The sequence below is a fragment of the Vibrio sp. LaRot3 genome, assembly GCF_027587025.1.
Classification (GTDB): Bacteria; Pseudomonadota; Gammaproteobacteria; order Enterobacterales; family Vibrionaceae; genus Vibrio.
The window spans coordinates 85,129-111,639 of sequence record NZ_JAPPTI010000010.1; the positions used below are offsets into that span (position 1 = coordinate 85,129).

A 26,511-nucleotide genomic window follows, 5' to 3' on the forward strand; every position below is an offset into this window, starting at 1 on the left:
TTTAGATAAAGAAACGCCTTGGCTTAGCCAAGGCGTTTTTGTTTGTGGTTCACTTAAGATGCTTTCTTTATTTTCGGGAAAACCTTCACCAGTTTGATGCGGTTTTCTTCAAGCTCTACGATTTCCATTGGGTGCCCTGATACTTGAACACTCAAGTGGCTTTCAGGAATATCTTCTAAGTGCTCCAAAATAAGGCCGTTCAAAGTTCTTGGCCCATCCGTTGGTAGCTTCCACTTCAAGCCCTTGTTGATATCACGGATGTTAGCGCTACCCTCAATAAGGAAACTGCCATCACCTTGTGGGGTGATCTCTTCAGATAAGCTTGGTGCTATCGAGGTAGTGAACTCGCCAACAATCTCTTCGAGGATGTCTTCAAGGGTAATCAAACCAATAATGTCGCCATACTCATCGACAATAAGACCAATGCGCTGTTTATTGCGTTGGAACTTAAGCAGTTGGACGTTAAGCGGTGTACCTTCGGGAATAAAATACACTTCGTCAGCGGCTCTTAATAATGTCTCTTTGTTGAACTCGTTTTTTTCCAGCATCAAACGATAGGCTTCGCGTAGTCGTAGCATACCGACAACTTCATCAATCTGGTCACGATAAAACACAATTCGACCGTGAGGCGAGTGAGTTAACTGGCGAGAAATCGACTTCCAATCATCATTAATATCGATACCGGTAATTTCGTTACGAGGCACCATAATGTCGTTTACCGTGACATGCTCCAAATCTAAGATGGAAATCAGCATATCTTGGTGGCGACGCGGAATTAGGCTACCCGCTTCGTTAACGACAGTGCGCAGCTCTTCTGAGCTTAGATGGTCATCATCACCGTGATTCGCTTTGATTCCGAGTAAGCGAATAAAGCCATTAGTAATGAAGTTAACAAACATCACTAATGGTGACAGTAGCTTCATCAAAATAGAGAGAACGATGCTGCTCGCGTAAGAGACGCGCTCTGGGTAAAGCGCAGCAAGAGTTTTAGGGGTAACTTCAGCAAATACCAGTACCACCATGGTGAGCGCACCAGTGGCGATGGCTACCCCGATATCGCCATAGAGACGCATACCAAGAATGGTTGCGATAGCAGAAGCAAGAATGTTAACAAGGTTATTGCCAATGAGGATCAAGCCGATCAGGCGATCTGGGCGGTCGAGTAGCTTTTCTACACGTTTTGCACCCTTATGGCCGCTGTTTGCTAAGTGCTTTAAGCGGTAACGGTTCAGAGCCATCATCCCTGTCTCTGAGCCAGAAAAATATCCTGAGATTACGATTAGACACGCGAGTAGCGCAAATAAGATACCCGTTGATATGTCGTCCAAAGCTTATCTTTTCCTTGTGAAGTTTCTGGTTAATTTATGAACTAACTCAGTTCGTAAGTCAATTGTAAATATAGGGTGGAGTATTGTAAAAGAAAGGTGCATAAGATGCACCTTTGATAGCGTTTAAACTATTGGAATTCACTTAGTTAAGTATGATTTCGCGAACGAATCGACTACCAAAGTAGGCCAAAGTCAGCAATGTTGCACCCGCAACCGCGAACCATGTGACTTTCTTGCCACGCCAACCTTTCTGGTAATGTCCCCAAAGCAAGACTGAGTAAACAATCCATGCGATGAAAGAGAGGAATCCTTTGTGCGCTTTTCCTTGAGCAAACATGTCATGCACAAAGGTAAAGCCAGTAATCAGCGTTGCAGTTAGTAGCAAGTTACCAATCAAGATGATTCTAAATAGCTGACGCTCGATCGCCATAAGCGGTGGCACGTTAGGATTGATGGCCAGTGATTTCTTATTCTTAAGCTTGTTGTCCAACCATGCCAGCTGTAGGGCGTATAGTGCGCCGATACTGAGTGTCGAGTATGAAAATAGCGCGAATGAAATATGAATCAGCAGCTTTGGGTCATGCTCTAAATGGGTAATAAAGGAGGTCGGTAAGAAAGTAGCCGCACATAGGTTAATCGCAGAGAAGCTATACACGACAGGCAATAAAAACCAGATACGCGTTTTCGTCATCGCGACACTCATAACGAGTGCGATGATAAAGCTAATTAACGATGCAACGTTAAGGATACTAAGGTTTTGTCCGCTACCTGCCAGTATCAAATCACTTAACGACCACCCATGAAATACCAGCGCCAGAATGGCACTAATGAACACGGTTTTCGCTCGAATGCCTGTTTGGTGAACGAGACCCGGGATGATGGTTGCTATCGCTAATAGATATAATATTGCTGCCACTACAGCGATTAAGTTATCCATTATTCTCTATTAAGCTGGTGGAATTTTGACAAATTATACCCTGCATCAACCGCTTGGGCTATGGCTTATATACAGTCAATTGTGAGAGATGAGATATCAATTCTCAATCGACTAGTGTAAAGCGAGGTGTGGCTAAGGTATACTCAAAGGAATTGATCGCCGAATTTAGCGAAGAGACAAAGATGTTTGAGAATTTAACGGATCGCCTGTCCCGTACCCTGAAAAACATCAGTGGTAAAGGACGTCTGACCGAAGACAATATTAAAGAAACTTTGCGCGAAGTGCGCATGGCCTTGCTGGAAGCTGATGTTGCGCTGCCAGTTGTTCGTGATTTTATTAAGCGTGTGAAAGAGAGCGCGGTCGGTGTTGAGGTTTCTAAATCTCTGACGCCGGGCCAAGAGTTCATTAAGATTGTTCAATCTGAACTTGAAGCTGTAATGGGAGAGTCTAACGAGGCTCTAAACCTAGCCGCTCAGCCGCCAGCAGTTATTTTAATGGCAGGTCTACAAGGTGCGGGTAAAACCACCTCGGTAGGTAAACTGTCTAAATTGCTAACAGAGCGCGATAAGAAGAAAGTTCTGGTTGTGTCTGCCGACGTTTATCGTCCTGCGGCAATTAAACAGCTAGAAACCTTAGCGTCTGATGTGGGTGTCGATTTCTTCCCATCAACTGCAGATCAAAAGCCAATCGATATTGCCAATGCGGCAATTGAACACGCCAAGAAGAAATTCTATGACGTCTTGGTTGTCGATACGGCTGGTCGCCTAGCTGTCGATGAGCAAATGATGGCTGAGATTAAAGACCTTCATAATGCTATCGACCCAGTAGAGACCTTGTTTGTTGTTGATGCCATGACGGGTCAAGATGCGGCAAACACAGCGAAAGCGTTTGGTGACGCTCTACCTCTAACTGGTGTGATTCTGACTAAGGTGGATGGTGATGCACGTGGTGGTGCTGCGCTATCGGTTCGTCATATCACAGGCAAGCCAATCAAATTCTTAGGTGTTGGTGAGAAAACTGACGCGCTAGAACCTTTCCATCCAGATCGTGTTGCATCGCGTATTCTTGGTATGGGTGACGTACTGTCACTGATCGAAGACTTACAACGTAATGTTGATACCGAGAAAGCAGAAAAATTAGCGAAGAAGTTTAAAGAGAAGAAAGGTTTCGACTTAGAAGACTTCCGTGAACAGCTTGGTCAAATGCAGAACATGGGTGGCATGATGGGTATGCTAGATAAGCTACCGGGTATGTCGCAATTGCCATCAGACGTTAAAGATAAAGTCGATGACAAGATGTTCAAGCAAATGGAAGCGATCATCAACTCGATGACCATGAAAGAACGTCAACGCCCAGAGCTGATTAAAGGCTCACGTAAAAAGCGTATTGCAGCGGGTTCAGGTACCCAAGTGCAAGACGTAAACCGCTTGCTGAAACAGTTCACCCAGATGCAGAAGATGATGAAGAAAATGCAGAAAGGTGGCATGAAAGGCATGATGCGCAATATGCAAGGCATGATGGGCGGCGGTATGGGTGGCATGGGCGGTGGTTTTAACCCGTTTGGTCGCTAATCGCATTTCCCTATTTTAGTTTCAAGGTGTTAGCTACATCACAAACTTAGATTTGAGTTTATGTTGGTGAAAAAGTAGCTAAAGACCTTGCATTGCACCGGAATAAGAGTAAAATTCCGGAGCTTTATTTTGGCACGAGACCCCAGATTGCTTATTAATAAGTGGTTATTGGGGTTAATTTTATTTTTGAGAAAGCACAAAGAGGACGACATGGTAACCATTCGTTTGGCACGTCACGGCGCTAAGAAGCGTCCATTTTATCAAATCGTAGTAGCGGACAGCCGCAATGCTGCAACTGGCCGTTTCATCGAGAAAGTTGGTTTCTTCAACCCAACTGCTAAAGGTCAAGAAGAAGGCCTACGTCTAGATCTAGATCGCGTTAACCACTGGGTTGGTCAAGGCGCTACAGTATCTGACCGCGTAGCTAAGCTAGTTAAAGACGCTCAAAAAGCGGCTTAATTCTTACTCCAATAGAAGTAGAAATTAGCTTATGTCGATGAAAGGTAAAGAAACAGTGGGCAATGACAAGATTGTTGTAGGCAAGTTTGGTGCTACTTACGGCATTCGTGGTTGGCTCAAGGTTTTTTCCTACACAGACAATGCAGAAAGCCTATTTGATTACAGCCCTTGGTATATTAACCAAAAAGGCGAGTGGGTCGAGTACAAAGTAGAAAGCTGGAAGCGCCATAACAAAGGTATGGTGGCTAAGCTGGAAGGCTTAGAAGTTCGCGAAGACGCGCATCTTCTAACAAACTTTGAAATCGCTATTGACCCTGCGGTACTTCCTGAATTGTCAGAAGATGAATTCTACTGGCGTGAATTGTTTTGGATGCAAGTAGTAACCACTAAAGGTTACGATCTAGGTGTCGTATCTGACATTCTAGAAACTGGCTCAAACGATGTTCTGGTTGTTAAAGCAAATCTTAAAGATGCTTTCGGGCAAAAGGAACGATTAATTCCGTTCCTTGAAGAGCAAGTGATCATCAAAGTTGATCGCGAAGCTCAACGGATCGAAGTTGACTGGGATCCTGGATTCTAATCTCCAAAGCTACAGAGCGAGATAAACATGTGGGTTGGCGTAATTAGCCTATTTCCTGAAATGTTCCGTTCTGTTACTGATTTTGGGGTAACAGGTCAAGCGGTTAAAAAAGGTCTTTTATCTATTGAGACATGGAATCCTCGCGATTTCACTCATGATAAACATCGCACAGTTGATGACAGACCTTACGGTGGTGGCCCTGGCATGTTAATGATGGTTCAGCCTTTGCGCGATGCCATTCATACTGCAAAACAGGCTTCACCGGGTAAGACGAAAGTGATTTACCTATCGCCTCAAGGTCGTAAGCTCGACCAACAAGGGGTTGAAGAACTGGCAACAAATGAGAATTTACTTCTAATTTGTGGTCGTTATGAAGGGGTAGATGAGCGCATCATCCAATCTGAAGTTGACGAAGAATGGTCAATTGGAGATTTTGTGATGACGGGGGGAGAAATCCCAGCCATGACGCTGATTGACTCGGTCTCAAGGTTTATACCTGGAGTACTTGGAGACTTCGCGTCAGCAGAAGAAGACTCTTTTGCAAATGGCTTGTTAGATTGTCCTCACTATACGCGCCCTGAAGTGTTAGATGACAAAGAAGTACCAGCGGTATTGATGTCAGGTAACCATAAGGACATTCGTCACTGGCGACTCAAGCAGTCGTTAGGCCGAACTTGGCTAAGAAGACCAGAGCTCCTGGAAAACCTAGCTCTGACTGACGAACAGGAACAATTACTGGCCGAATTTATCAAAGAGCACCGCTCAGATAAAAAGTAAGCAGTAACCTATTAAATTTAGTATCAGTTTATTCTAGGAATTTATTAAAATGAGTAACATCATCAAGGCTCTTGAAGAAGAGCAACTAAAATCAGACCTACCTAAATTTGCACCAGGTGACACTGTTGTAGTTCAAGTTAAGGTAAAAGAAGGTGAACGTGAGCGTCTACAGGCTTTTGAAGGCGTTGTAATCGCAATCCGTAACCGTGGTCTACACTCAGCTTTCACTGTACGTAAGATCTCTAACGGTGAAGGTGTTGAGCGTACGTTCCAAACACACTCTCCAATCGTTGATAGCATCGAAGTTAAACGCCGTGGTGCAGTACGTCGTGCCAAGTTGTACTACCTACGTGAGCGTTCTGGTAAGTCAGCTCGTATTAAAGAGAAACTTGCTAAGAAGTAATGCTATAACTAGCGTTCTCATAGTAAATAACGGGGTCGAATTTTCGACCCCGTTTTTTTATGTGGTATTTCTGATTTTTTGTTAACCCCACCTGAAAAATGGTGGATTAGATAATAAAAAAGCCGATGTTTTCACATCAGCTTTTACAATTGATTTATTCACGATTTAATATTGGTCTTCTGACCAACCATCTGAATCTGACATATCTGGTGCACCTGCGATGGTGTTTTCTTCATCTGCCCATTCACCAAAATCAATCATCTGACATTGCTTACTACAAAAAGGGCGATGAGGGCTTTGTTCGCCCCAAATAACTTGCGTGCCACATTGCGGGCAAGGAACTTTGGTTAACTGAGTCATGAGAGTTACAACTTAAACTAAGAAGATTTTAATAATACTAATTATGGCTGAGTTAGCAGCACACTGCGAGCTCGAATTCAACGTCGCCCACATGCGCTTGACCTGAACTGAAATCAATAAACTTGATGGCGAAGCGATTCTTATGACCAGAGATCATTGGGTACACGCCAAAATGCATAGGGATGTTGAGGCGCAGAATATTCGCTTCTTCAGCATCGCTTTGGTAAAAGCCTGCTTTGGCCAATTGAGATTGAAAATGACCAGTTTCTCTAGTGAGCTTCAACCAAAGGTGCAGAGCATCAGAGAGCGATTGTAAAGACTCTGTCCAAGTACTGGCATCACGTTGCTTTACTTCGCTTGGCAGGTGCAGCCAGTGGTGCAGAGCTGGTAAGTCGAAACAACATGCGCCACCAGGTAGATTAAAGCGTTGGCGTATAGCACTTAAGAAACGATCTTCTTTTAGGCTTTGACCAAAACGCTCAGCCGCCATGAGTTGGCTATGGGCTTGGTCGACTTCTTGCAGAATCGACTGAAGCATGTCTTGATCTACGCCTTCGAAATTGAGCCAGTTTCGGTAGGTTAAACGTTGTTTCTCGATATCTTTGGCCAGTTCACTTTTTAGCTGAATTTGCTCAAAGATCTCTAGAAGATCGAATAAGGCGCGGAAAAAGCTCAAGTGCTGCAGGTCATCATTAAAACGAGCGGAAACATCGAGTTGATGTAATAGAGCCTCAACACGTAAATAAATACGAGTTTTTTCGTTTAGTGGATGTTCAAAATAGTGCGTGGTCATTGAGGTGTGCAGCCTTGAAAATATCTCGCTTTATTCTCACCGATTTGCCCTGCTCATGGCTAGGTACTTTTGATGTAAATCTGTGATTTGAGACAAAAGTTGTCCGTTTTGTGAGTGATTTTTAATCACATCGTCGGCAATTGCAAGACGCTCTTGCCTTGTCGCTTGAGATTTTAATATAGAACGAGCTTGTTGCTCAGAAACATCATCTCGTTTCATAGTCCGTTCTATTTGAATTTGCTCATCTACATCGACGACAAGAACGCGGTTAGCCATTGTTTGCAATTGGTTTTCTACCATCAAAGGAATCACCAATAAGGCATAGTCAGATTTGACGCTAGCGAGTTGCTGTTGCATGTTTTGGCGAATCATCGGGTGAAGAAGTTGGTCCAGCCACTGTTTTTGACTAGGATCGGCAAAGATGATTTCTCTTAGCTTTGAGCGATTCAGTTCGCCATTGTCGAGTAAAATGCCATGACCAAATCGTTGAACGATTTGTGCTAAACCTTCACTGCTTTTAGCGACAACATCTCTAGCCACGATATCGGCATCAACAATCTCGATTGAAAAATGTTGATTGAATAGGTTTGCAATGGTGGTTTTCCCACTTGCAATGCCTCCGGTCAGACCTACTACATATGCCATTAAGCCCCCAATACAAACTGATAATAACGGCTAAGAATTTGATCGCCCCACATCATCGCCACCCAACCTGCAATCGCAAGATAAGGACCAAACGGGAATGCTTTATCAATTCCTTTCTTCTGCAAGCGCAATTGAATGATGCCAAACACCAAACCCACTAAAGATGAAAGTAGGATGATCATAGGTAGATATTGCCAACCTAACCACGCGCCTAATGCCGCAAGCAGTTTGAAGTCACCGTAGCCCATACCTTCCTTTCCGGTGAGGAGCTTAAAGGCCCAGTAGACTGACCATAAACATAGATAGCCAGCCATCGCACCAATCACGGAGTCTTGCAATGACACTGGGCTAATACCGAATAAAGCTAAACTAATACCAGCCCACACTAATGGCAGTGTCAGTTGATCTGGCAGTAGCATGGTATCGAGGTCAATGAAGGTTGCTGCTATCAGAACAAAGGTAAAAAACAACAGCGCTACGGCAAAGTAGCTAAAGCTAAATTGCAGCGCAACCAGCAAGCACATTACACCCGTTAACAGCTCGACTAGGGGGTAGCGCACACTGATTTTGTTGCTGCATTTATGACACTTCCCGCCGAGTTTTAACCAGCTAATCACAGGGATATTGTCAATCGCACGAATTTGAGTTTCGCATTTAGGGCAGGTAGAGCGAGGCACACTTAGGTTATAAGTACCTGTTGGGTTATCTAATTTGGCTTCTGGAAAGCTCTCTGCACATTCTTTGCGCCATTCTCGCTCCATCATGATTGGAAGCCTATGAATGACGACGTTGAGAAAGCTTCCGACAATCAAACCAAATATTGTGGCGAACAAAGGAAACAGCCACGGGTAGTAGATAAATAATTCCATAGGGCACTCAAGATGGATGTCGCATCGGACCAAAGTGTGAAAATAGGCGGTTATCTTATCCTATAACGTTCATTAAATTAAATATTGGTAGGTAGATAGCAAAGACAAGGCTGCCCACAATCACACTTAAGAAAACGATAATCAGCGGCTCGATCACCTTACCTAAGTTGTCGACGCTATCGTCAATTTCAATTTCATAGATGGTCGCAATCTTGTTCAACATATCGTCCAACTTACCTGACTCTTCACCTATCATGACCATCTGCAATGTCATTTCCGGAAAGCTGTCGGCATGGCGCATGGCTAAATAGAGTGGCATGCCTGCTGCGGTATCGCGGTATACGTTGTCTAGCGCATTTTGGTAGTGTGTCTGGTTGGCGGTTTTGGCTGATGTTTTGATACAAGACAGAATGGGTATACCCGCACCAAAACTGGTCGCTAAAGTGCGGCTAAACTTGGCAATCGCCGCCTTAGATAAAATCTTCCCGACAATAGGGATGCGTAAACTAAATCGGCTGAAAAACAGTTCAGTGCGATACGAACGCTTGCGAATAAACTTAACTGCGATGATGCTGATTAAAATGACAGCGAAGGCTTCTAAGCCATAGCTACGCACAAAATGAGAGAAGTCCAAAACCTTCTGAGTGAATACGGGTAAGTCGGCGCCGAAGCTGCTGAACATGGATTCAAATTCAGGAATAACGAACGCGAGCATGATATAGCAGACCAAGATAGCGACAAGCACTACCATGCAGGGGTAAATCATTGCTTTAATCACTTTGGATTTGAGGCGCTCTGATTTTTCTCTATATTGGGCGATTCGTTGAAATACTTGCGGTAAGTTACCTGCCGTTTCCCCCGTTGCTATGAGATCAATGTACAGAGAGTCAAAGAGTGGGCTGGCTGATTTCATCGCCGCAGACAACGGCATTCCGGACTCAATGTCTTTTGTTACATGAGTTAAAATCGATTTCATCTCAGCCTTGGTATGATTATCGCTCACAAGCTTTAGCGACTGTATAACAGAAATACCGGTTGAGAGCATGGTGGCCAGTTGCCGAGTGAGTATGGTGATGTCCTTACCATTGGCTCTTTCCATTATTCGGCGTGTCACCGAGAGTTTTTTAGGAATGAGCTTAGTGATTTTCACTTTTTGCTGTTTTAGTTTATCGCGGACTTCTGACTCACTGATGGCTAAGATATAACCGGAGGCAGGGCGGCCTATGCTGTTGGTGCCTTTCCAACGATAGTTTTTAAGTTGCGGCGTGGGTTTCGCTTTCTTCATAGTTTGCTCCGGTTACTACAAATAGAGCACGCGTTGCAGCTCTTGATAACTGGTCACGCCATCTTGTAGCAGCTGCAATCCGGATTGCTGAAGCGTTAGCATTCCTTGCTGTTGTGCAATTGCTTCGATTTCAGGTGCGCTTTCTTGGCGTAATATGGCTTTGGTGAGTTCGCTATTGATGGTCATCACTTCAAAAATGCCTAACCGTCCTGAGTATCCACCATTACAGTTTTCACACCCGTCATAGTTGGCTTGATAGATTGGAGTAGCCAAAGTCAGTTGGAATCGCTGCGCAATAGAGTCACTGCTTGGGTCGATTTGTTTGCAGTGGTTACACAAACGACGAGTAAGGCGTTGGGCGATGATCAAGCTAAGGGATGAGGCAATATTAAAGGCTTGCACTCCCATATTCGATAGTCGTACTAATGTCTCTGCAGCAGAGTTTGTGTGTAATGTAGAGAGAACTAAGTGACCTGTTTGCGAGGCTTTTATTGCGATTTCAGCGGTCTCCAAATCTCGAATCTCACCCACCATCACTACATCAGGGTCTTGGCGTAAAAAAGAACGCAGTGCTACAGCAAAGTCGAATCCTATTTGAGGCTGAATTTGAACTTGGTTGATGCCCGGCAAGTTTATCTCAACAGGATCTTCTGCGGTGGCAATGTTTACCTGCGCGGTATTAAGAATCCGCAGGCCAGTATAGAGAGAAACGGTTTTTCCGCTGCCGGTCGGGCCGGTCATCAATATTAAGCCTTGTGGCTTTTTCAATGCGGATAGGTAGGCTTTTTTTTGAGTGTCACTGTAACCCAATTTATCAATATCGAGTTGAGCACTACTGCTATCAAGTAGCCTCAATACTACCTTTTCTCCCCATAGAGTCGGGAGCGTTGAGACACGCATGTCGATGGAGATGTCTTCGTTTAGCTTAAGTTTGGTTCGGCCATCTTGAGGTAAGCGCCTTTCGGAAATATCTAAGTTAGCGAGAATTTTTACTCGGGTGGATAAGCGTCTACCAAGTTGCTGCGCTGGCTGATGGCTTTCAATCAATATGCCATCGCAGCGAAATCGAATTCGATAACTGTGTTCATAAGGTTCAAAGTGAATATCAGAGGCTTCTTTGCGAACCGCCTCAAGCAGCACTTGATGGATATAGCGACTGACAGGTGCGTCATCTTGGCTTAAATCTTCGATCACACCACGTTCTTCATCACTAATATCAACCAGTGATTCTAGCTCAGAGGTGTTGATGTCTCGACGTAGCTTAGAGTCAGTATTGATCTGTTTACCATACAGATTGCGAATCGCATTTTTGAGTTCTTTGTGATCAGCGATGACAAGTTCAACTTGAAGGCCGGTTGCAAATCGAAATTCATCTTCTGCTTCAGTTTGGGTAGGGTCGCTAACGGCCAATGTCAAAACTTGTGAACTCTGCTTAATCGGCAAGGATTGAAAGCGGGTAACAAGGTTTTTTAATCCTAGGGTTTCATTGAGTGGTTGATACTGTTCGCGCAGCAGCGCCGCATATTCAAGCGCGAATATTTCGCACACGGCTAAAGTAAGTTGTTTGGAATCGAGAATATTAAGATCGATCAATGCTTCTGGTACAGAAACACCAGAAGCATTGATTTTATCTTCAACGAGCTGAACGCTCTCAGCCGATAAGTAGTTATGCTGAGAGAGCGCTCTAGACAGTGCGGATGTCATGCTTAGTTAGGGCACCAGTCGTTACTTCCTGTGCCGGCACAAGATAGCGTCCATGTTAAGCCACTTGCACTAGAGGTGGCTAGTAAGTTGATTGTAGTGTTACTAGGTAAACTTCCTTTTGTTCCTGATATCTTGGCCCAAACGTTGTTTTTACCGCCACTAACTTTTGATTCTACGTAAAAACCATTAAATGTTTGAATAGCTGGTATACCACTTTTACTTGACTCGCAATCTATAGAAGTGTTAGAGGCCAGACAAATCGATGTTGCAGTTTTCATAGCCGCTGTCGCATTAAGCATATCTGCTGCATGTGCACGAAGGGTGTAGTTTTGGTATGCCGGTACGGCAAAGATGGAAAGAATACCGATGATAGCCACTACGATCATTAACTCGATTAAGGTGAAACCTCGTTGACGTTTATTGGTTTGATGTTTCATATTGTTCTCCAACCACTAGTAAGTTTGTTGGATCACAGAGTAGGGATTATCGAATCGCTCAAGAAGTTTGCTGAGCAGTTATTTCGAGGAGTTGATATTAGATAAATACTGCATCCACTGTTAGTTTCAATGGAAAGTAGAGTCACATCGCTAAATATGATGATCCACTAATACTGGAAAAAGCCGCATTAAAGTTTAATGCGACTTTGGTTGGTTAGTTGATATTTTATAAAATAGATTTAAGTCTATATAACTCTTCTAGTGCCTGTCGAGGACTAAGATTATCCGGGTCAATATTGGCCAGTGCCTCTTCAACTTCACTAGGCTCTGGAATTAAGCTCAACTGGTTTGCCACATCAACAGAGCTTGATGAGCGAGCTTCACCTTCAGTATTGTTGCTGAGTTGCTCTAGTTGATTGAGTTTTGCTCTCGCTTGCTTAATTACCGCTTTGGGTACGCCAGCTAATCCAGCAACAGCTAGGCCGTAGGATTTGCTTGCTGCGCCTTCTTGAACAGCGTGCATAAAGGCGATGCTATCGCCGTGCTCAACTGCATCTAGGTGAACGTTGGCTAAGTTAGGCAGTTGGTTTGGTAGCTCGGTCAACTCAAAGTAGTGGGTTGCGAATAGCGTCATTGAACCTAATTGTTTGGCTAACCATTCCGCACTTGCCCATGCGAGCGATAGACCATCGTAAGTACTTGTACCGCGGCCGATCTCATCCATGAGCACTAAACTGCGCTCAGTAGCGTTATGTAAAATGTTCGCAGTTTCAGTCATTTCAACCATGAACGTAGAACGGCCAGATGCTAGGTCATCAGATGCACCAATACGGGTAAAGATACGGTCGATGGATCCAATATGCGCGGATTCCGCCGGCACATAAGAGCCAATGTGCGCAAGCAGTGCAATCAAAGCGGTTTGGCGCATGTAAGTAGATTTACCGCCCATATTTGGGCCCGTAATGATGAGCATCTTGCGCTGAGCATTTAAATCAATTGGGTTGGCAATAAATGGTTCATCCATTACTTGCTCAACCACTGGGTGGCGCCCTGCTTGAATGGTGATACCTGGCTCTTGCGATAGCGTTGGGCGACAGTAATCTAAACTATCTGCTCGCTCTGCTAAATTTTGTAGAACATCGAGCTGAGAAACCGCTGAAGCAAGGTTTTGCATTTGCTCTAGGTAAGGCATCAATAGATCGAACAGTTCATCCCAAAGTTTTTTCTCAAGTGCCAAGGCTTTGGACTTAGAATTCAGTACCTTGTCTTCATGCTCTTTGAGCTCAGGGATAATGTAGCGCTCAGCATTCTTCAATGTCTGACGACGAATGTAGTGAGGCGGTACAAGGTGACTTTGGCCACGACTCACTTGGATATAGAAGCCATGAACATTGTTGTAACCTACTTTAAGAGTATCAATGTCATGACGCTCTCGCTCATCACGTTCGAGTTGTTCTAGGTATTCGGTTGCGCCATCAGCAAGCTTGCGCCATTCATCTAACTCTGCATCGTAACCCTCGGCAATGACGCCCCCATCACGAATCACAACAGGCGGGTTCTCTTTGATGGAGCGCTCTAAAAGCTCTGATACGTAGTCAATTGGCGCTGCGTATTGAGTGAGCTTGCCTAAATATGGATGAGATAAAGGAGTAAGAACATTCGCCAATTCTGGCAGTTGCTGCATGGCATTGCGTAGACGAGCGAGATCACGAGGTCTAGCGGAACGAAGCGCTAAGCGTGCCAAAATTCGCTCAATATCACCAATTTGCTTAAGCACAGGTTGTAGCTCAGTAAAGAGGGCGAGATCTTTAATATTGCCGATCGCATCTAAACGCTGATTAAGTGTATCGACACAGCGCATTGGTTGATGTAACCAGCGTTTTAGCATTCGACTACCCATAGGCGTTGCTGTTTGATCCAGCACCTCTGCCAGAGTATTGTCATGACCGCCTGACAGGTTCTGGGTAATTTCCAAGTTGCGACGGGTTGCGGCATCTAAGATCACCGAATGATCTTGGCGATCGTAAGTTAACGAACGAATATGTGGCAGTGCTGTACGTTGAGTATCTTTTACATATTGAATCAGACAGCCAGCTGCGCATAGACCGAGTTCAGCATGTTCTACCCCAAAGCCAACCAAATCACGTGTACCAAATTGCTGGTTCAATTGCTGCTTAGCGGTATCGAGTTCAAATTCCCAAATAGGTCGGCGACGATTGCCGTTGCGTGAAGCCATTAAATGAACCGGTTCAAAATCCTCGGCAAACAGTAATTCACGAGGAGAAGTGCGTTGCAGCTCTGCCGCCATCGCCTCCTCAGTTTCTGGTTCACACAGTTGGAATCGGCCCGAAGTAATATCAAGTGTGGCATAGCCGAACTTACCGCCTTGGTAGTAAATAGCGGCGATGAGGTTGTCGATGCGTTCAGATAGCAGCGCTTCATCGGTGACTGTTCCCGGCGTCACAATTCGCACAACTTTACGTTCTACAGGGCCTTTACTGGTCGCTGGATCACCAATTTGTTCACAAATCGCAACTGACTCACCAAGCTGTACTAATTTTGCTAGGTAACCTTCTACTGCGTGGAATGGTACTCCAGCCATAGGGATTGGTTCGCCGGCAGAAGAGCCGCGTTTGGTCAATGAGATATCGAGTAACTGAGAAGCGCGCTTGGCATCGTCATAGAACAGCTCATAAAAATCGCCCATACGATAGAACAATAAAATCTCAGGGTTTTCGGCCTTTAATTTTAAGTATTGTTGCATCATTGGAGTGTGTTTTTGTTCGGCTTTCACGGCTAACTTCTTTACGTTGGTGACAATTGCGGCTTAGGATACGTGAATCAGTTACCAGCGAAAAGAACCAATCAGGATTTTGAACATGGAATCACAACATTTGCTAAGTCAGCAGGTCGGGGAGTCGTTACTTAGAAATAGACAAGTCTTAACTACCGCTGAGTCTTGCACTGGTGGTGGTGTTGCGACGGCAATGACCGACATCGCGGGCAGTTCCGCTTGGTTTGACCGTGCTTTTGTTACCTATAGCAACGAAGCCAAGATGGAAATGCTTGGGGTAAAATTTACTACGCTCGAAGAGCATGGTGCAGTCAGTGAAGCGACGGTAGTGGAGATGGTGAATGGCGCTTTGGAAAACTCTAATGCCACGATTGCAGCTTCAATCAGTGGTATTGCAGGGCCGGGTGGCGGTAGTGATGAAAAACCAGTGGGTACGGTTTGTTTTGCCTTTGCGGATAAAAGCGGTTGGTTACATGTTGCTACACAGCATTTTGATGGTGATCGAGCATCTGTGCGTCAACAGGCGGTTGCGTTTGTTTTAACCACAATCCACCAATATTTGAGCCAAAGATCATAGTTTGATGGTTCGAAATTTAAAAATGTACTGATATCCGTATTTTATCGAGCAATCTTAAAAAAAATTCATACAGGTATAGACACTGTATGAATCAACAGTATAATGTCAGTCATTAAATGTTCAGTACCGACTGAACAGAATGAAACCGATTTTCTACTCACCTGATGAGATGGGTATCTTGGAGAAAGTAATGGACGAGAATAAACAGAAAGCGCTCGCGGCTGCGCTAGGTCAGATTGAAAAACAATTTGGTAAAGGCTCAATTATGCGCCTTGGTGATAACCGCACTATGGACGTTGAGACAATTTCTACTGGTTCACTTTCTCTAGATATCGCACTGGGCGCTGGTGGCCTACCAATGGGTCGTATCGTTGAGATTTACGGTCCAGAATCATCAGGTAAAACAACGCTAACTCTAGAATGTATCGCTGCTGCGCAGAAGCAAGGTAAAACTTGTGCATTCATCGATGCAGAGCACGCCCTAGACCCAATCTATGCGAAGAAACTAGGCGTTGATATTGACGCACTGCTTGTTTCTCAACCAGATACGGGTGAACAAGCACTAGAAATTTGTGATGCGTTAGCACGTTCAGGTGCGATTGACGTTATGGTTGTCGATTCTGTTGCAGCGTTAACGCCTAAAGCAGAAATTGAAGGTGAAATGGGCGATAGCCACATGGGTCTTCAAGCTCGTATGCTTTCTCAAGCTATGCGCAAGCTTACAGGTAACCTAAAGCAATCAAACTGTATGTGTATCTTCATCAACCAAATTCGTATGAAGATTGGTGTGATGTTTGGTAACCCAGAAACTACCACTGGTGGTAACGCACTTAAGTTCTACGCTTCTGTTCGTCTAGATATCCGTCGTACTGGTTCTATCAAAGAAGGCGACGAAGTGGTTGGTAACGAAACTCGCATTAAAGTTGTGAAGAACAAGATTGCTGCGCCGTTCAAACAAGCTGAAACTCAAATTCTATACGGCTTAGGCTTTAACCGTGAAGGTGAGCTTATCGATCTAGGTGTTAAGAACAAGCTAGTTGAAAAAGCAGGTGCTTGGTACAGCTACAATGGTGACAAGATCGGTCAAGGTAAAGCGAACGCGTGTAAATACCTGAAAGAAAACCCAGAAGCGGCGAAAACTATCGATGCTAAGTTGCGTGAAATGCTACTTACTCCAGCAACACCAGAAGAACCAGAAACGGGTGAAATGCCGCAAGAAGAAGAGTTCTAATCTTGCTCAAAGCCTAACATTAAAGCCCTGCGATGCAGGGCTTTTTGCGTATTACTAACCTATCTATATCTGAATGTATTACCGAAATAACCCGCCAACTCTCTCCGTTAAAGAAGCGGCTATTCAGTTGCTAAGCCGACGTGATCATGGTCAATATGAGCTAGCACAAAAACTCTCGTTAAAAGGATATGAGCAACAAGACGTCGAGCAAGCGCTCGATTTTTGTGCTTCGCATAATTATTTGAATGATGTTCGCTATGCCAAAAGCCAAGTTCGCCAGCATGTATATAAGGGCCATGGAGAACGAAGAATTCGCCAAGAACTGCAACAAAAGCGAGTGTCAGAAAACGATATAGAGACGGCTTTGGCTGAAGAGCCACAAGATTGGTATAAACTGGCGAAACAGACGGCGCACAAGAAATTTAAAGGTCAAAAAGCGCAAGATCACAAAGAGTACGCCAAGCAAGTTCGGTTTCTACAATATCGTGGCTTTGACTTTGACCAGATTAATTATGCGCTTACTGCGAGTGACGAAGATTAATTAAACACTAATTGTATGATTTGACTAAAAATGGTCAGCTTTTTACCCATTTGCCCTCGCTTCTTACCCAAAACCCTCAAATTAGACTAATAACCGCGCTAGCATCTAATGCGGGCTTATGTGTACAATACAGCAAAATTCTATCTCGACTATTTTCAGGAAGAGCTGCATGTACATGAGCACAGATGAGGTTCGTAACGCGTTCCTTAAGTTCTTTGAAAGCAAAGGACACCAAATCGTAGACAGTTCATCGTTGGTTCCACATAACGATCCAACCCTGCTATTCACAAACGCAGGTATGAACCAATTTAAAGATTGCTTCTTAGGCGCCGAAAAGCGTGCCTACACTCGAGCAACTACGGCTCAGCGTTGTGTACGTGCGGGTGGTAAACACAACGATCTTGAAAACGTTGGTTTCACAGCTCGTCACCACACATTCTTTGAAATGCTAGGTAACTTCAGTTTCGGTGATTACTTCAAAGAAGACGCGATTGCGTTTGCTTGGGAGTTTCTGACGAAGACTCTGGGTTTACCAGAAGAAAAACTGTTGGTTACAGTATACGAAACCGATGACGAAGCATTCGACATCTGGAATAAGAAAGTAGGTGTGCCTGCTGATAAGATCGTCCGTATTGGCGACAAAGAAGGCGGTAAGAAGTTCGAGTCTGATAACTTCTGGACAATGGGTGACACGGGTCCTTGTGGTCCATGTACTGAAATCTTCTACGATCACGGTGAGCACATCTGGGGTGGTCGTCCTGGTACTCCTGAAGAAGACGGTGACCGTTTCATCGAGATCTGGAACAACGTATTCATGCAGTTCAACCGTCATGCTGATGGCACGATGGAGCCTCTACCTAAGCCTGCTGTTGATACAGGTATGGGTATCGAGCGTATCTCTGCAATCATGCAAGGCGTTCACTCAAATTACGAAATCGATGTATTCCAAAAGCTGATCAAAGCGACGGCTGAGGTAGTAGGTCACGACGATCTATCTAACCAATCTCTACGCGTTATTGCAGACCACATCCGCTCTTGTTCATTCCTAATCGCTGATGGTGTTATGCCTTCAAACGAAGGTCGTGGCTACGTTCTACGTCGTATTATTCGTCGTGCAGTGCGTCACGGTAACAAGCTAGGTGCGAAGGGCGTATTCTTCCATAAACTGGTTGGTGTACTCGCTGAGGTTATGGGCTCAGCTGCAGACGAGCTTAAGAAGCAACAAGCTGTTGTTGAAAAAGTACTTCGTATCGAAGAAGAAAACTTTGGTCGCACACTAGAGCGCGGCATGGTTATCTTAAATGAAGCACTAGATGCACTTGAAGGCAAAGAGCTTGACGGTGAAACAGTATTCAAACTGTACGACACATACGGTTTCCCAGCTGACTTAACGAATGACGTGGCACGTGAACGTGACTTTACCATCGATGAAGCTGGTTTTGAGAAAGCTATGGAAGAGCAGCGTCAACGCGCTCGTGAAGCAGGCCAATTTGGTACTGACTACAACGCAACTATCAAGTCTGAGGTAGAGTCTGACTTCTGTGGCTACACAGGCACAGAAGGTAAGAGCAACGTAGCTGAAATCTTTGTTGAAGGTGAAGCCGCGGATTCTCTATCTGCTGGCGACAAAGCGATCATCATTCTTGGTGAAACGCCATTCTACGCTGAGTCAGGCGGTCAGTGTGGTGATGCTGGCGTACTTAAAACAGAATCGGGCGTATTCAAAGTAGAAGACACTCAGAAATTAGGTAACGCAATTGCGCACCACGGCGTGTTAGTTGAAGGCGTTCTAGCGAAAGGCGATGCAGTCGAAGCCGTTGTTGATGCAGAGCGTCGCGCAGCGATTTCGCTAAACCACTCAGCAACGCACCTATTACACGCAGCGCTACGTAAAGTGCTGGGCGAGCACGTAGCTCAGAAGGGCTCGCTAGTTAAGCCTGATAACCTACGTTTTGACTTCTCTCACCTAGAGGCGGTAACGCCAGCTGAGCTGAAAGAAGTAGAGCGCCTAGTGAACGCTCAAGTTCGTCGTAACCACGTAATCGAAACCAACATCATGGACATCGAATCTGCGAAGCAGAAGGGCGCAATGGCTCTATTCGGTGAGAAGTATGATGATGAAGTTCGTGTACTATCGATGGGTGAGTTCTCGACAGAACTTTGTGGTGGTATCCACGCATCAAACACGGGTGATATTGGTCTATTTAAGATCACATCTGAAGGTGGTATCGCAGCGGGTATCCGTCGTATCGAAGCGGTGACTGGTGAAGGTGCTCTAGACGCTATCGAAGAGCAACAAGCTAAGTTTGAAGAGAAGCTAGCGGAATCGGCTCAAAAAGCAAAATCTCTAGAGAAAGAGATTCAAAAGCTTAAAGAGAAAATGGCCGCGGCTGAAAGCGCAAACATCATGGGCAAAGCTCAAGAAATCAATGGCGTTAAAGTACTTATTGCTGGCATGGAAGGGGCGGATCCTAAGAACCTTCGTACTATGGTCGATAACGCGAAAAACCAAATGGGTAGTGGCGTTGTGATGATCGCAAACGTCAATGGCGACAAGATTGGTCTAATCGCAGGTGTGACGAAAGACCTTATCGGCAAAGTGAAAGCGGGTGACCTAGTTAAGATGGTCGCTGAGCAAGTTGGCGGTAAAGGCGGCGGTCGTCCTGACATGGCTCAAGCTGGTGGTACTGATGTTGACGCTCTGCCTGAAGCAATGCAGACGGTTCAACCTTGGTTAGAAGAGCGCCTGTAATCGCTCTAGAGTAAAACTATTACGCTCAATTGTTTCTGCGATTGGGCGTATTTTTTTGTATATTCCAAGTAGCAAAACGCCGTACAGGTTTAGTAATCTGCTATTGGTAAAGAAAATTATCTGCTCTGCTACAGCGCAGAGAAAACGAGAGACCACGGTCTCGGGAAGGTGAAGACTGGTGAAAAAGCCCCTTATCGTGCAAAAGTTTGGCGGGACGTCGGTAGGTTCAATTGAACGCATCCAAAACGTAGCTGAGCACATCATTAGAGCGAAGAATGATGGCAATCAAGTGGTTGTAGTTGTATCAGCGATGTCAGGAGAAACCAATCGATTGATGGATCTCGCGAAGCAAGTTGATAGCGTGCCAACAGCACGTGAACTTGATGTTTTGCTCTCCGCGGGTGAACAAGTTTCAATGGCATTATTGTCGATGACATTGAATAAGATGGGTTATACCTCTCGTTCACTGACCGGAGCACAAGCGAATATTGTGACGGATAACCAGCACAATGACGCGACGATTAAACACATTGATACCGCACCTATTGTTGAGCTTTTAGAGCAAGACCAAATAGTGATAGTTGCGGGCTTTCAAGGCGTGAATGAAAAAGGGGATATCACAACGTTAGGTCGTGGTGGATCAGATACCAGTGCCGTGACGTTAGCGGGCGCATTAAGCGCGAATGAATGTCAGATATTTACCGATGTCGATGGGGTCTATACCTGTGACCCGCGCGTGGTAAAGAATGCACAAAAATTGGCTGTGATCGATTTTCCATCGATGGAACTGATGGCGCACAAGGGAGCGAAAGTGCTTCACTTGCCATCGGTACAATATGCATGGCGTAATCATGTGCCTTTGAGAGTGCTATCAAGTTTTGACCTGAATGAGGGCAGCTTAGTCAAAGGTGAAGTGTGTCAGCAAGATGTTTGTGGTCTAGCGATCCAGCGAGATATGTCTCTTATTCAAGTGGAGCGTACGGCGTATTCAAGTTTGGAAAAACAGTGCCAGATGCTGGGAATCGAAACTTGGAGTGTGATCGACCATGCAGAATGGGTAGGTATTGCGATAAAACAGGACGCTTACACCAAGCTAGAGCTAGTTTTCAAAGACAAAATTAGTAATAGTGAACAGGTAAGCCTATTAACCATTGTTGGCATACAAGCAGAACATTTAGCGGAACGTTCCCAAGAATTGCTCTCAAAGCAAAGCATTGCGGTACGATCCGTTGCGATCGATAGGCAATCAATAACCTTAGTGTTGTTACCAGAATGTGTCGACAAAGCGGCGAACATCCTGCATCATGCCTACGTTACTTCTAGAGAAGCGCTCGATTGCCCACAAAAACATGCCTTTCTAGGCTAGATTTATAGTTTACGAAAATATAACTTTTGATGGATAATAGCTTCATAGCAAGATAAATCAGAGATTACTCAAGGAGCACAGAATGCTAATTTTAACTCGTCGCGTTGGCGAAACTCTTATGATTGGTGATGAAGTCACTGTAACCGTACTAGGCGTTAAAGGTAACCAAGTACGTATCGGCGTAAATGCTCCGAAAGAAGTGTCTGTTCACCGCGAAGAAATCTACATGCGCATTCAGGCAGAAAAAGGTAATGGTAACGTTGCATCAGGCAACTACTAATTACAGAAAAGAAGCTGGCAATTTGTCAGCTTTTTTTGTGGATAAAAAAGCAATAATTATGCGGGAAAGCACGAATAAACACCGCTTTGATTAAATACCCAACGGTTGAATGACTTTTTACTATTTTTGCCAAGAAAGTGTTTGACATATTTTTGGTAAATCGTAATATGTGCCTCCGCAAGACGGTGAGGTGGCCGAGAGGCTGAAGGCGCTCCCCTGCTAAGGGAGTATACGGCTTGATACCGTATCGAGGGTTCGAATCCCTCCCTCACCGCCATTCTTGCTTCTTCTATTTTTTAGAAGATTTGCTCTTCGGAGTATAGCTTTGAAACAAAGCATATTGCGCGCTCGTAGCTCAGCTGGATAGAGTACCTGGCTACGAACCAGGCGGTCGGAGGTTCGAATCCTCCCGAGCGCGCCATAATTTCCTTACCAGGGAATAAAACGGTGAGGTGGCCGAGAGGCTGAAGGCGCTCCCCTGCTAAGGGAGTATACGGCTTGATACCGTATCGAGGGTTCGAATCCCTCCCTCACCGCCATTGATTGGCCTATGGTCAATTTTTTTGTTTCAAAACTAAGAAAATGTGATATAGTTCACGCACTTGCGCGCTCTTAGCTCAGCTGGATAGAGTACCTGGCTACGAACCAGGCGGTCGGAGGTTCGAATCCTCCAGAGCGCGCCATTATTTAGGCTACTGGCCTGATGGTGATTTTATCATTATCGAAAACCTGTGCGTCCTTAGCTCAGCTGGATAGAGTACCTGGCTACGAACCAGGCGGTCGGAGGTTCGAATCCTCCAGGACGCGCCACAATTTGAAAGGTCACTGACCTGATATTGAATATTCAATATCGAACATCGCGCGCTCTTAGCTCAGCTGGATAGAGTACCTGGCTACGAACCAGGCGGTCGGAGGTTCGAATCCTCCAGAGCGCGCCACTACATTAAAGCCCTGCTAGAAATAGCAGGGCTTTTTTATTAACACTTTATTATCAAATTGTTTACCACTCATATACAAATATCTGTTTTATAAGCCTTAATTGCAGAAGTTTTAAGCCAATCGCAGCAAATATCTTCTTTTTTTAATAACGTCTGATAATTAGCAGTTAAATATTCTTCTATAAGCGAATATTTCAACGATATGTGATTTGTGTGACGAATATTCCCCTAGAAATGTGCTTTATCGTGAAGACTGCTTTAAACAAAATTGACAAAGTTTAACCAATCGAGATAATCCTAGACCTCTTGTCGGGATCACTGAGCGCATCTCAGACAATAGGAAGTACCAAGCGGTGCTTTAGATAGACAGACTGTGAGTCCATAGATGGGCACGATCAATTCAAACAGTTTGCTATTGTCAGGATGACAAAGAAAGGAAGCAAAATGGACACTATCGGAAGCCAACTTATAGATGCTGCCACTCTCATGTTAACTGGGATGTCGGTGGTATTTATTTTCCTAACTATTCTTGTATACCTCGTTCGGTTAATGTCGAAATTGGTGCCTGAAGAGGTGCCTGAGCCGATCGCTAGCCCAGTACAAAATAACAAAGTTCAATCATCTTCTGCTGTAAGCCCTCAGGTAGTTGCAGCCATTTCTGCTGCTGTGCACCAATACCGCACACCTGCCGTAAAATAGCATTAAAGGATTAAAAGGAGTTTAAGAGCATGTCTAAACCACTAGCTTTAACTGATGTGGTACTTCGCGACGCCCATCAATCTCTATTCGCTACGCGTATGCGTATTGAAGATATGTTACCCATTGCCGCCGAGTTGGATAAGATCGGCTATTGGTCGCTAGAAACATGGGGCGGTGCTACGTTTGACTCGTGTATTCGTTTTCTTGGCGAAGACCCATGGGAGCGTCTGCGTGAGCTGAAAAAAGCAATGCCAAATACCCCAATGCAAATGCTACTTCGTGGCCAAAACTTGTTGGGTTACCGTCATTATGCAGATGATGTTGTAGAAAAATTCGTAGAACGTGCTCACGCAAATGGTATGGACGTTTTCCGTATTTTTGATGCGATGAACGATGTTCGTAACTTCCAAAAAGCTGTGAAAGCAGCCGTTGACGTTGGCGCGCACGCTCAAGGTACGTTGTCATACACGACCAGCCCTGTGCACAATGCTGATACTTGGGTTGATCTGGCTAAACGTTTAGAAGATCTTGGCTGTCACTCACTATGTATTAAAGACATGTCTGGTCTGCTTAAGCCTTATGAAGCAGAAGAGCTAATCACCCGTATTAAAGCCACTTGTGATGTTCCGTTAGCGCTTCACTGTCATGCAACAACCGGCCTTTCAACGGCGACTGCGGTTAAAGCGGTCGAAGCAGGTATTGATATTCTAGATACCGCAATTTCTTCAATGAGTTGTACTTACGGTCATACACCTACTGAAACCGTAGTGGCGATGCTGCAAGGCACTGAGCGTGACACGAATCTTAAATTAGACCAACTGGAACCAATTGCGGCTTACTTCCGCGAAGTTCGTAAGAAGTACGCTAAATGGGAAGGTCAACTTAAAGGGGTAGATTCTCGTATCCTTATCGCTCAAGTACCAGGTGGTATGTTGACGAACATGGAAGGCCAACTCAAAGAGCAAGGTGCAGCAGATCGCATTGATGAAGTGTTGGAAGAGATCCCGCGCGTTCGTCAAGATCTTGGCTACATCCCATTAGTAACACCTACGTCGCAAATCGTAGGTACTCAGGCAGTTATTAACGTTTTAACTGGTGAGCGTTACAAGACCATCACTAAGGAGACGGCTGGTGTCCTAAAAGGTGAATACGGCGCAGCACCTGCAGACGTAAATGCAGAACTACAAGCTAAAGTACTGGATGGCGCAGAGCCGATTACTTGTCGACCTGCGGATCTTCTAGAAGCAGAACTGCATACATTAACCGATGAACTTTTAGCGAAAGCAAAAGAAGACGGAATCTCGTTAGCAGAAGACACCGTTGATGACGTATTAACTTACGCGCTATTCCCACAAGTGGGTTTGAAGTTCCTTAAAAACCGTCACAACCCAGAAGCATTTGAGCCTGCACCAGGTAAAGAGCCAGTCGCGGCTCCTGCGCCTGTCGCACAGCCTGTGCAAGGTGGTATTGAAACTTACAGCGTTAAAGTTGATGGTCAAGTTTACGATGTTGAAGTTGGTCCCCAAGGTCAATTGACCTCGGTAGCACCATCTGCGGCGGCGCGACCAGCAGCTGCGGCGCCAGCGGCACCGTCAGCAGACTCCGAAGCCGTGCCAGCACCTCTTGCAGGTAACATCTTTAAAGTGAATGTACAAAGTGGTTCGCAAGTCGCGGAAGGTGATGTGTTATTGATCCTTGAAGCGATGAAGATGGAAACGGAAGTACGTGCTGCACGCAGTGGTATCGTTCAAGATCTTCATGTGAAAGAAGGTGATAGCGTTACAGTGGGTGCTCCACTATTGAGCTTGGCGTAAGGGAGTACCATGGACGGACTATTAACTCTATGGTCAGAGACCGGGTTAGCCAATTTCGAGTTTGGTCAGATTTGTATGATCCTTGTCGGTTGTACACTGCTTTATCTGGCGATTCGAAAAGGGTTTGAACCGCTGCTGCTCTTACCGATAGGCTTTGGTGCTATTTTAGCGAACATTCCTGTGGTTGGTTTGGCGAACAGTGCAGTACTGAATGCCATTTATGCTGGTGATATTAACCTGCTAACTGAGTTTGCTTCGATTCTTGGTGTCACTGATATCTCAGCTGACGCCATCAAAGTCGCATACAAAGCCGCTGAGCCGGATCAGCTAGTGATGCTTGAGCAATTAGCGAGCAACGCGAAATTTACTGATGGCACTTTGTATACCTTCTATAACGTGGCTGTTGCTTCGGGCGTTGCTCCACTACTTATCTTCATGGGTGTAGGTGCAATGACGGACTTCGGTGCGCTTATCGCTAACCCTAAAACCTTATGGTTAGGTGCAGCGGCTCAGTTTGGTATTTTCGCCACGTTATTCGGAGCGATATTACTCAACTTTGTACCCGGGATGGAGTTCAGCATTCAGGATGCCGCTTCTATTGCGATCATCGGTGGTGCGGATGGCCCAACGGCAATTTTCTTAGCCAGTAAGTTATCACCTGATTTGCTTGGTGCTATCGCCGTGGCAGCATACAGCTACATGGCATTGGTACCAATTATTCAGCCGCCAATTATGAAAGCGTTAACCACGCCAGAAGAGCGCAAAATTAAAATGGCTCAGCTGCGTCATGTGGGTAAAGTTGAAAAGATCCTATTCCCACTCGCGGTACTAATGATGGCGATTCTGTTCTTACCATCGGCAACGCCTTTAGTTGGGATGTTCTGCTTAGGTAACTTAATGCGAGAAGCGGGCGTTGTGGATCGTTTATCTAAGACAGCGCAGAATGAGCTAATCAACATTGTGACCATCTTCCTTGGTCTGAGTGTCGGTTCAAAGCTACAAGCGGCAGAGTTCTTAAATATTGAGACGCTTGGTATTCTATCACTCGGTGCTGTAGCGTTTAGTATCGGTACTGCTGGTGGTCTATTAATGGCGAAGCTTCTTAATAAGTTCTCTAAAGAAGACATTAACCCATTGATTGGCGCTGCAGGGGTTTCTGCTGTTCCTATGGCGGCACGTGTCGTGAATAAGGTTGGCTTAGAGGCTAACCCGCAAAACTTCTTATTGATGCATGCCATGGGACCAAACGTTGCTGGTGTGCTTGGCTCTGCGGTTGCTGCGGGTATCTTGCTGGCACTGGTTGGCTAAACAATATGGTTTCTTTATTTGGTTAACGGGCGGTAACAACTTAAGCCTTTCACATGGTTAAAT

24 protein-coding genes and 6 tRNA genes are annotated in these 26,511 nt (G+C 45.1%); 20 read left to right on the forward strand and 10 right to left on the reverse strand.

Features of this window, described 5'->3' with window-relative positions; genetic code table 11:
- Nucleotides 1-53: 53 nt before the first annotated feature.
- Complete coding sequence (locus OH461_RS16405; protein WP_270021649.1) at nt 54-1,328, reverse strand: HlyC/CorC family transporter; 1,275 nt, start codon at nt 1,326-1,328, stop codon at nt 54-56.
- 142 nt (nt 1,329-1,470) lie between these two features.
- On the reverse strand, nt 1,471-2,265 hold the full coding sequence (locus tag OH461_RS16410) for a cytochrome C assembly family protein (RefSeq protein ID WP_270021650.1): 795 nt from the start codon (nt 2,263-2,265) through the stop codon (nt 1,471-1,473).
- Between the two features lie 182 nt (nt 2,266-2,447).
- Here OH461_RS16410 and ffh point away from each other — a divergent pair, with 182 nt between their 5' ends.
- The 5 genes from ffh (at nt 2,448) to rplS (ending at nt 6,055) form a co-directional block, all read left to right on the forward strand.
- Entirely contained in the window at nt 2,448-3,836 is a 1,389-nt protein-coding gene (gene ffh / locus OH461_RS16415; RefSeq protein WP_270021651.1) for a signal recognition particle protein, read from the forward strand.
- Nucleotides 3,837-4,046: 210 nt separating this feature from the next.
- Complete coding sequence (rpsP, locus tag OH461_RS16420; RefSeq protein WP_176286878.1) at nt 4,047-4,295, forward strand: 30S ribosomal protein S16; 249 nt, start codon at nt 4,047-4,049, stop codon at nt 4,293-4,295.
- Nucleotides 4,296-4,326: 31 nt separating this feature from the next.
- Nucleotides 4,327-4,875, forward strand: a complete 549-nt coding sequence (rimM, locus tag OH461_RS16425) for a ribosome maturation factor RimM (protein ID WP_270021652.1) — start codon at nt 4,327-4,329, stop codon at nt 4,873-4,875.
- Nucleotides 4,876-4,902: 27 nt separating this feature from the next.
- The gene (gene trmD, locus OH461_RS16430) at nt 4,903-5,652 is read left to right on the forward strand and encodes a tRNA (guanosine(37)-N1)-methyltransferase TrmD (protein ID WP_270021653.1); all 750 of its coding nucleotides are present in this window, start codon (nt 4,903-4,905) and stop codon (nt 5,650-5,652) included.
- Nucleotides 5,653-5,701: 49 nt separating this feature from the next.
- Complete coding sequence (gene rplS / locus OH461_RS16435; RefSeq protein ID WP_049845612.1) at nt 5,702-6,055, forward strand: 50S ribosomal protein L19; 354 nt, start codon at nt 5,702-5,704, stop codon at nt 6,053-6,055.
- Nucleotides 6,056-6,220: 165 nt separating this feature from the next.
- Here the strand turns inward: rplS and yacG are convergent, their stop codons facing one another.
- The 8 genes from yacG to mutS form a co-directional block, all read right to left on the reverse strand.
- Nucleotides 6,221-6,415 (reverse strand): DNA gyrase inhibitor YacG, encoded by a 195-nt coding sequence (gene yacG, locus OH461_RS16440; RefSeq protein ID WP_270021654.1) that lies wholly within the window; start codon nt 6,413-6,415, stop codon nt 6,221-6,223.
- 52 nt (nt 6,416-6,467) lie between these two features.
- Nucleotides 6,468-7,208 (reverse strand): cell division protein ZapD, encoded by a 741-nt coding sequence (gene zapD, locus OH461_RS16445; RefSeq protein ID WP_270021655.1) that lies wholly within the window; start codon nt 7,206-7,208, stop codon nt 6,468-6,470.
- Between the two features lie 36 nt (nt 7,209-7,244).
- Complete coding sequence (gene coaE, locus OH461_RS16450; protein WP_270021656.1) at nt 7,245-7,853, reverse strand: dephospho-CoA kinase; 609 nt, start codon at nt 7,851-7,853, stop codon at nt 7,245-7,247.
- On the reverse strand, nt 7,853-8,722 hold the full coding sequence (locus OH461_RS16455) for a prepilin peptidase (RefSeq protein WP_270021657.1): 870 nt from the start codon (nt 8,720-8,722) through the stop codon (nt 7,853-7,855). The genes coaE and OH461_RS16455 overlap by 1 nt, the downstream gene beginning before the upstream one ends.
- Before the next feature lie 55 nt (nt 8,723-8,777).
- Nucleotides 8,778-10,007 (reverse strand): type II secretion system F family protein, encoded by a 1,230-nt coding sequence (locus OH461_RS16460; RefSeq protein WP_270021658.1) that lies wholly within the window; start codon nt 10,005-10,007, stop codon nt 8,778-8,780.
- Nucleotides 10,008-10,022: 15 nt separating this feature from the next.
- Complete coding sequence (gene pilB / locus OH461_RS16465) at nt 10,023-11,711, reverse strand: type IV-A pilus assembly ATPase PilB (RefSeq protein WP_270021659.1); 1,689 nt, start codon at nt 11,709-11,711, stop codon at nt 10,023-10,025.
- A 2-nt stretch (nt 11,712-11,713) separates the two neighbouring features.
- Nucleotides 11,714-12,148 (reverse strand): pilin, encoded by a 435-nt coding sequence (locus OH461_RS16470; protein ID WP_270021660.1) that lies wholly within the window; start codon nt 12,146-12,148, stop codon nt 11,714-11,716.
- A gap of 226 nt (nt 12,149-12,374) precedes the next feature.
- On the reverse strand, nt 12,375-14,942 hold the full coding sequence (mutS, locus tag OH461_RS16475) for a DNA mismatch repair protein MutS (protein WP_270021661.1): 2,568 nt from the start codon (nt 14,940-14,942) through the stop codon (nt 12,375-12,377).
- An 85-nt stretch (nt 14,943-15,027) separates the two neighbouring features.
- On the opposite strand from mutS, the gene pncC reads away from it, so the two are divergent.
- From pncC to OH461_RS16550, 15 genes are all read left to right on the forward strand, one after another.
- Nucleotides 15,028-15,519: a nicotinamide-nucleotide amidase gene (pncC, locus tag OH461_RS16480; protein WP_270021662.1), complete on the forward strand. Its 492-nt coding sequence runs from the start codon at nt 15,028-15,030 to the stop codon at nt 15,517-15,519.
- Between the two features lie 190 nt (nt 15,520-15,709).
- Complete coding sequence (gene recA, locus OH461_RS16485) at nt 15,710-16,750, forward strand: recombinase RecA (RefSeq protein ID WP_270021684.1); 1,041 nt, start codon at nt 15,710-15,712, stop codon at nt 16,748-16,750.
- A gap of 73 nt (nt 16,751-16,823) precedes the next feature.
- Entirely contained in the window at nt 16,824-17,291 is a 468-nt protein-coding gene (recX, locus tag OH461_RS16490) for a recombination regulator RecX (RefSeq protein WP_270021663.1), read from the forward strand.
- A 169-nt stretch (nt 17,292-17,460) separates the two neighbouring features.
- Complete coding sequence (gene alaS / locus OH461_RS16495; RefSeq protein WP_270021664.1) at nt 17,461-20,043, forward strand: alanine--tRNA ligase; 2,583 nt, start codon at nt 17,461-17,463, stop codon at nt 20,041-20,043.
- 178 nt (nt 20,044-20,221) lie between these two features.
- Nucleotides 20,222-21,409 (forward strand): aspartate kinase, encoded by a 1,188-nt coding sequence (locus tag OH461_RS16500; RefSeq protein WP_270021665.1) that lies wholly within the window; start codon nt 20,222-20,224, stop codon nt 21,407-21,409.
- 82 nt (nt 21,410-21,491) lie between these two features.
- Nucleotides 21,492-21,689: a carbon storage regulator CsrA gene (gene csrA / locus OH461_RS16505; RefSeq protein WP_004415691.1), complete on the forward strand. Its 198-nt coding sequence runs from the start codon at nt 21,492-21,494 to the stop codon at nt 21,687-21,689.
- 184 nt (nt 21,690-21,873) lie between these two features.
- Nucleotides 21,874-21,966: transfer RNA gene (locus tag OH461_RS16510), tRNA-Ser, on the forward strand.
- Nucleotides 21,967-22,033: 67 nt separating this feature from the next.
- Nucleotides 22,034-22,110: transfer RNA gene (locus tag OH461_RS16515), tRNA-Arg, on the forward strand.
- Nucleotides 22,111-22,135: 25 nt separating this feature from the next.
- Nucleotides 22,136-22,228 (forward strand) — tRNA-Ser (locus OH461_RS16520).
- A 67-nt stretch (nt 22,229-22,295) separates the two neighbouring features.
- A tRNA-Arg gene (locus tag OH461_RS16525) sits at nt 22,296-22,372 on the forward strand.
- Nucleotides 22,373-22,422: 50 nt separating this feature from the next.
- Nucleotides 22,423-22,499: transfer RNA gene (locus tag OH461_RS16530), tRNA-Arg, on the forward strand.
- 51 nt (nt 22,500-22,550) lie between these two features.
- Nucleotides 22,551-22,627, forward strand: a tRNA-Arg gene (locus OH461_RS16535).
- A 444-nt stretch (nt 22,628-23,071) separates the two neighbouring features.
- Nucleotides 23,072-23,326 carry an oxaloacetate decarboxylase subunit gamma gene (locus OH461_RS16540; protein WP_270021666.1) on the forward strand — a complete coding sequence of 85 codons (255 nt, stop codon included), beginning with the start codon at nt 23,072-23,074 and terminating at the stop codon, nt 23,324-23,326.
- A 29-nt stretch (nt 23,327-23,355) separates the two neighbouring features.
- On the forward strand, nt 23,356-25,140 hold the full coding sequence (gene oadA / locus OH461_RS16545; RefSeq protein ID WP_270021667.1) for a sodium-extruding oxaloacetate decarboxylase subunit alpha: 1,785 nt from the start codon (nt 23,356-23,358) through the stop codon (nt 25,138-25,140).
- A 9-nt stretch (nt 25,141-25,149) separates the two neighbouring features.
- Nucleotides 25,150-26,448: a sodium ion-translocating decarboxylase subunit beta gene (locus tag OH461_RS16550; RefSeq protein WP_270021668.1), complete on the forward strand. Its 1,299-nt coding sequence runs from the start codon at nt 25,150-25,152 to the stop codon at nt 26,446-26,448.
- Nucleotides 26,449-26,511 lie beyond the last annotated feature (63 nt).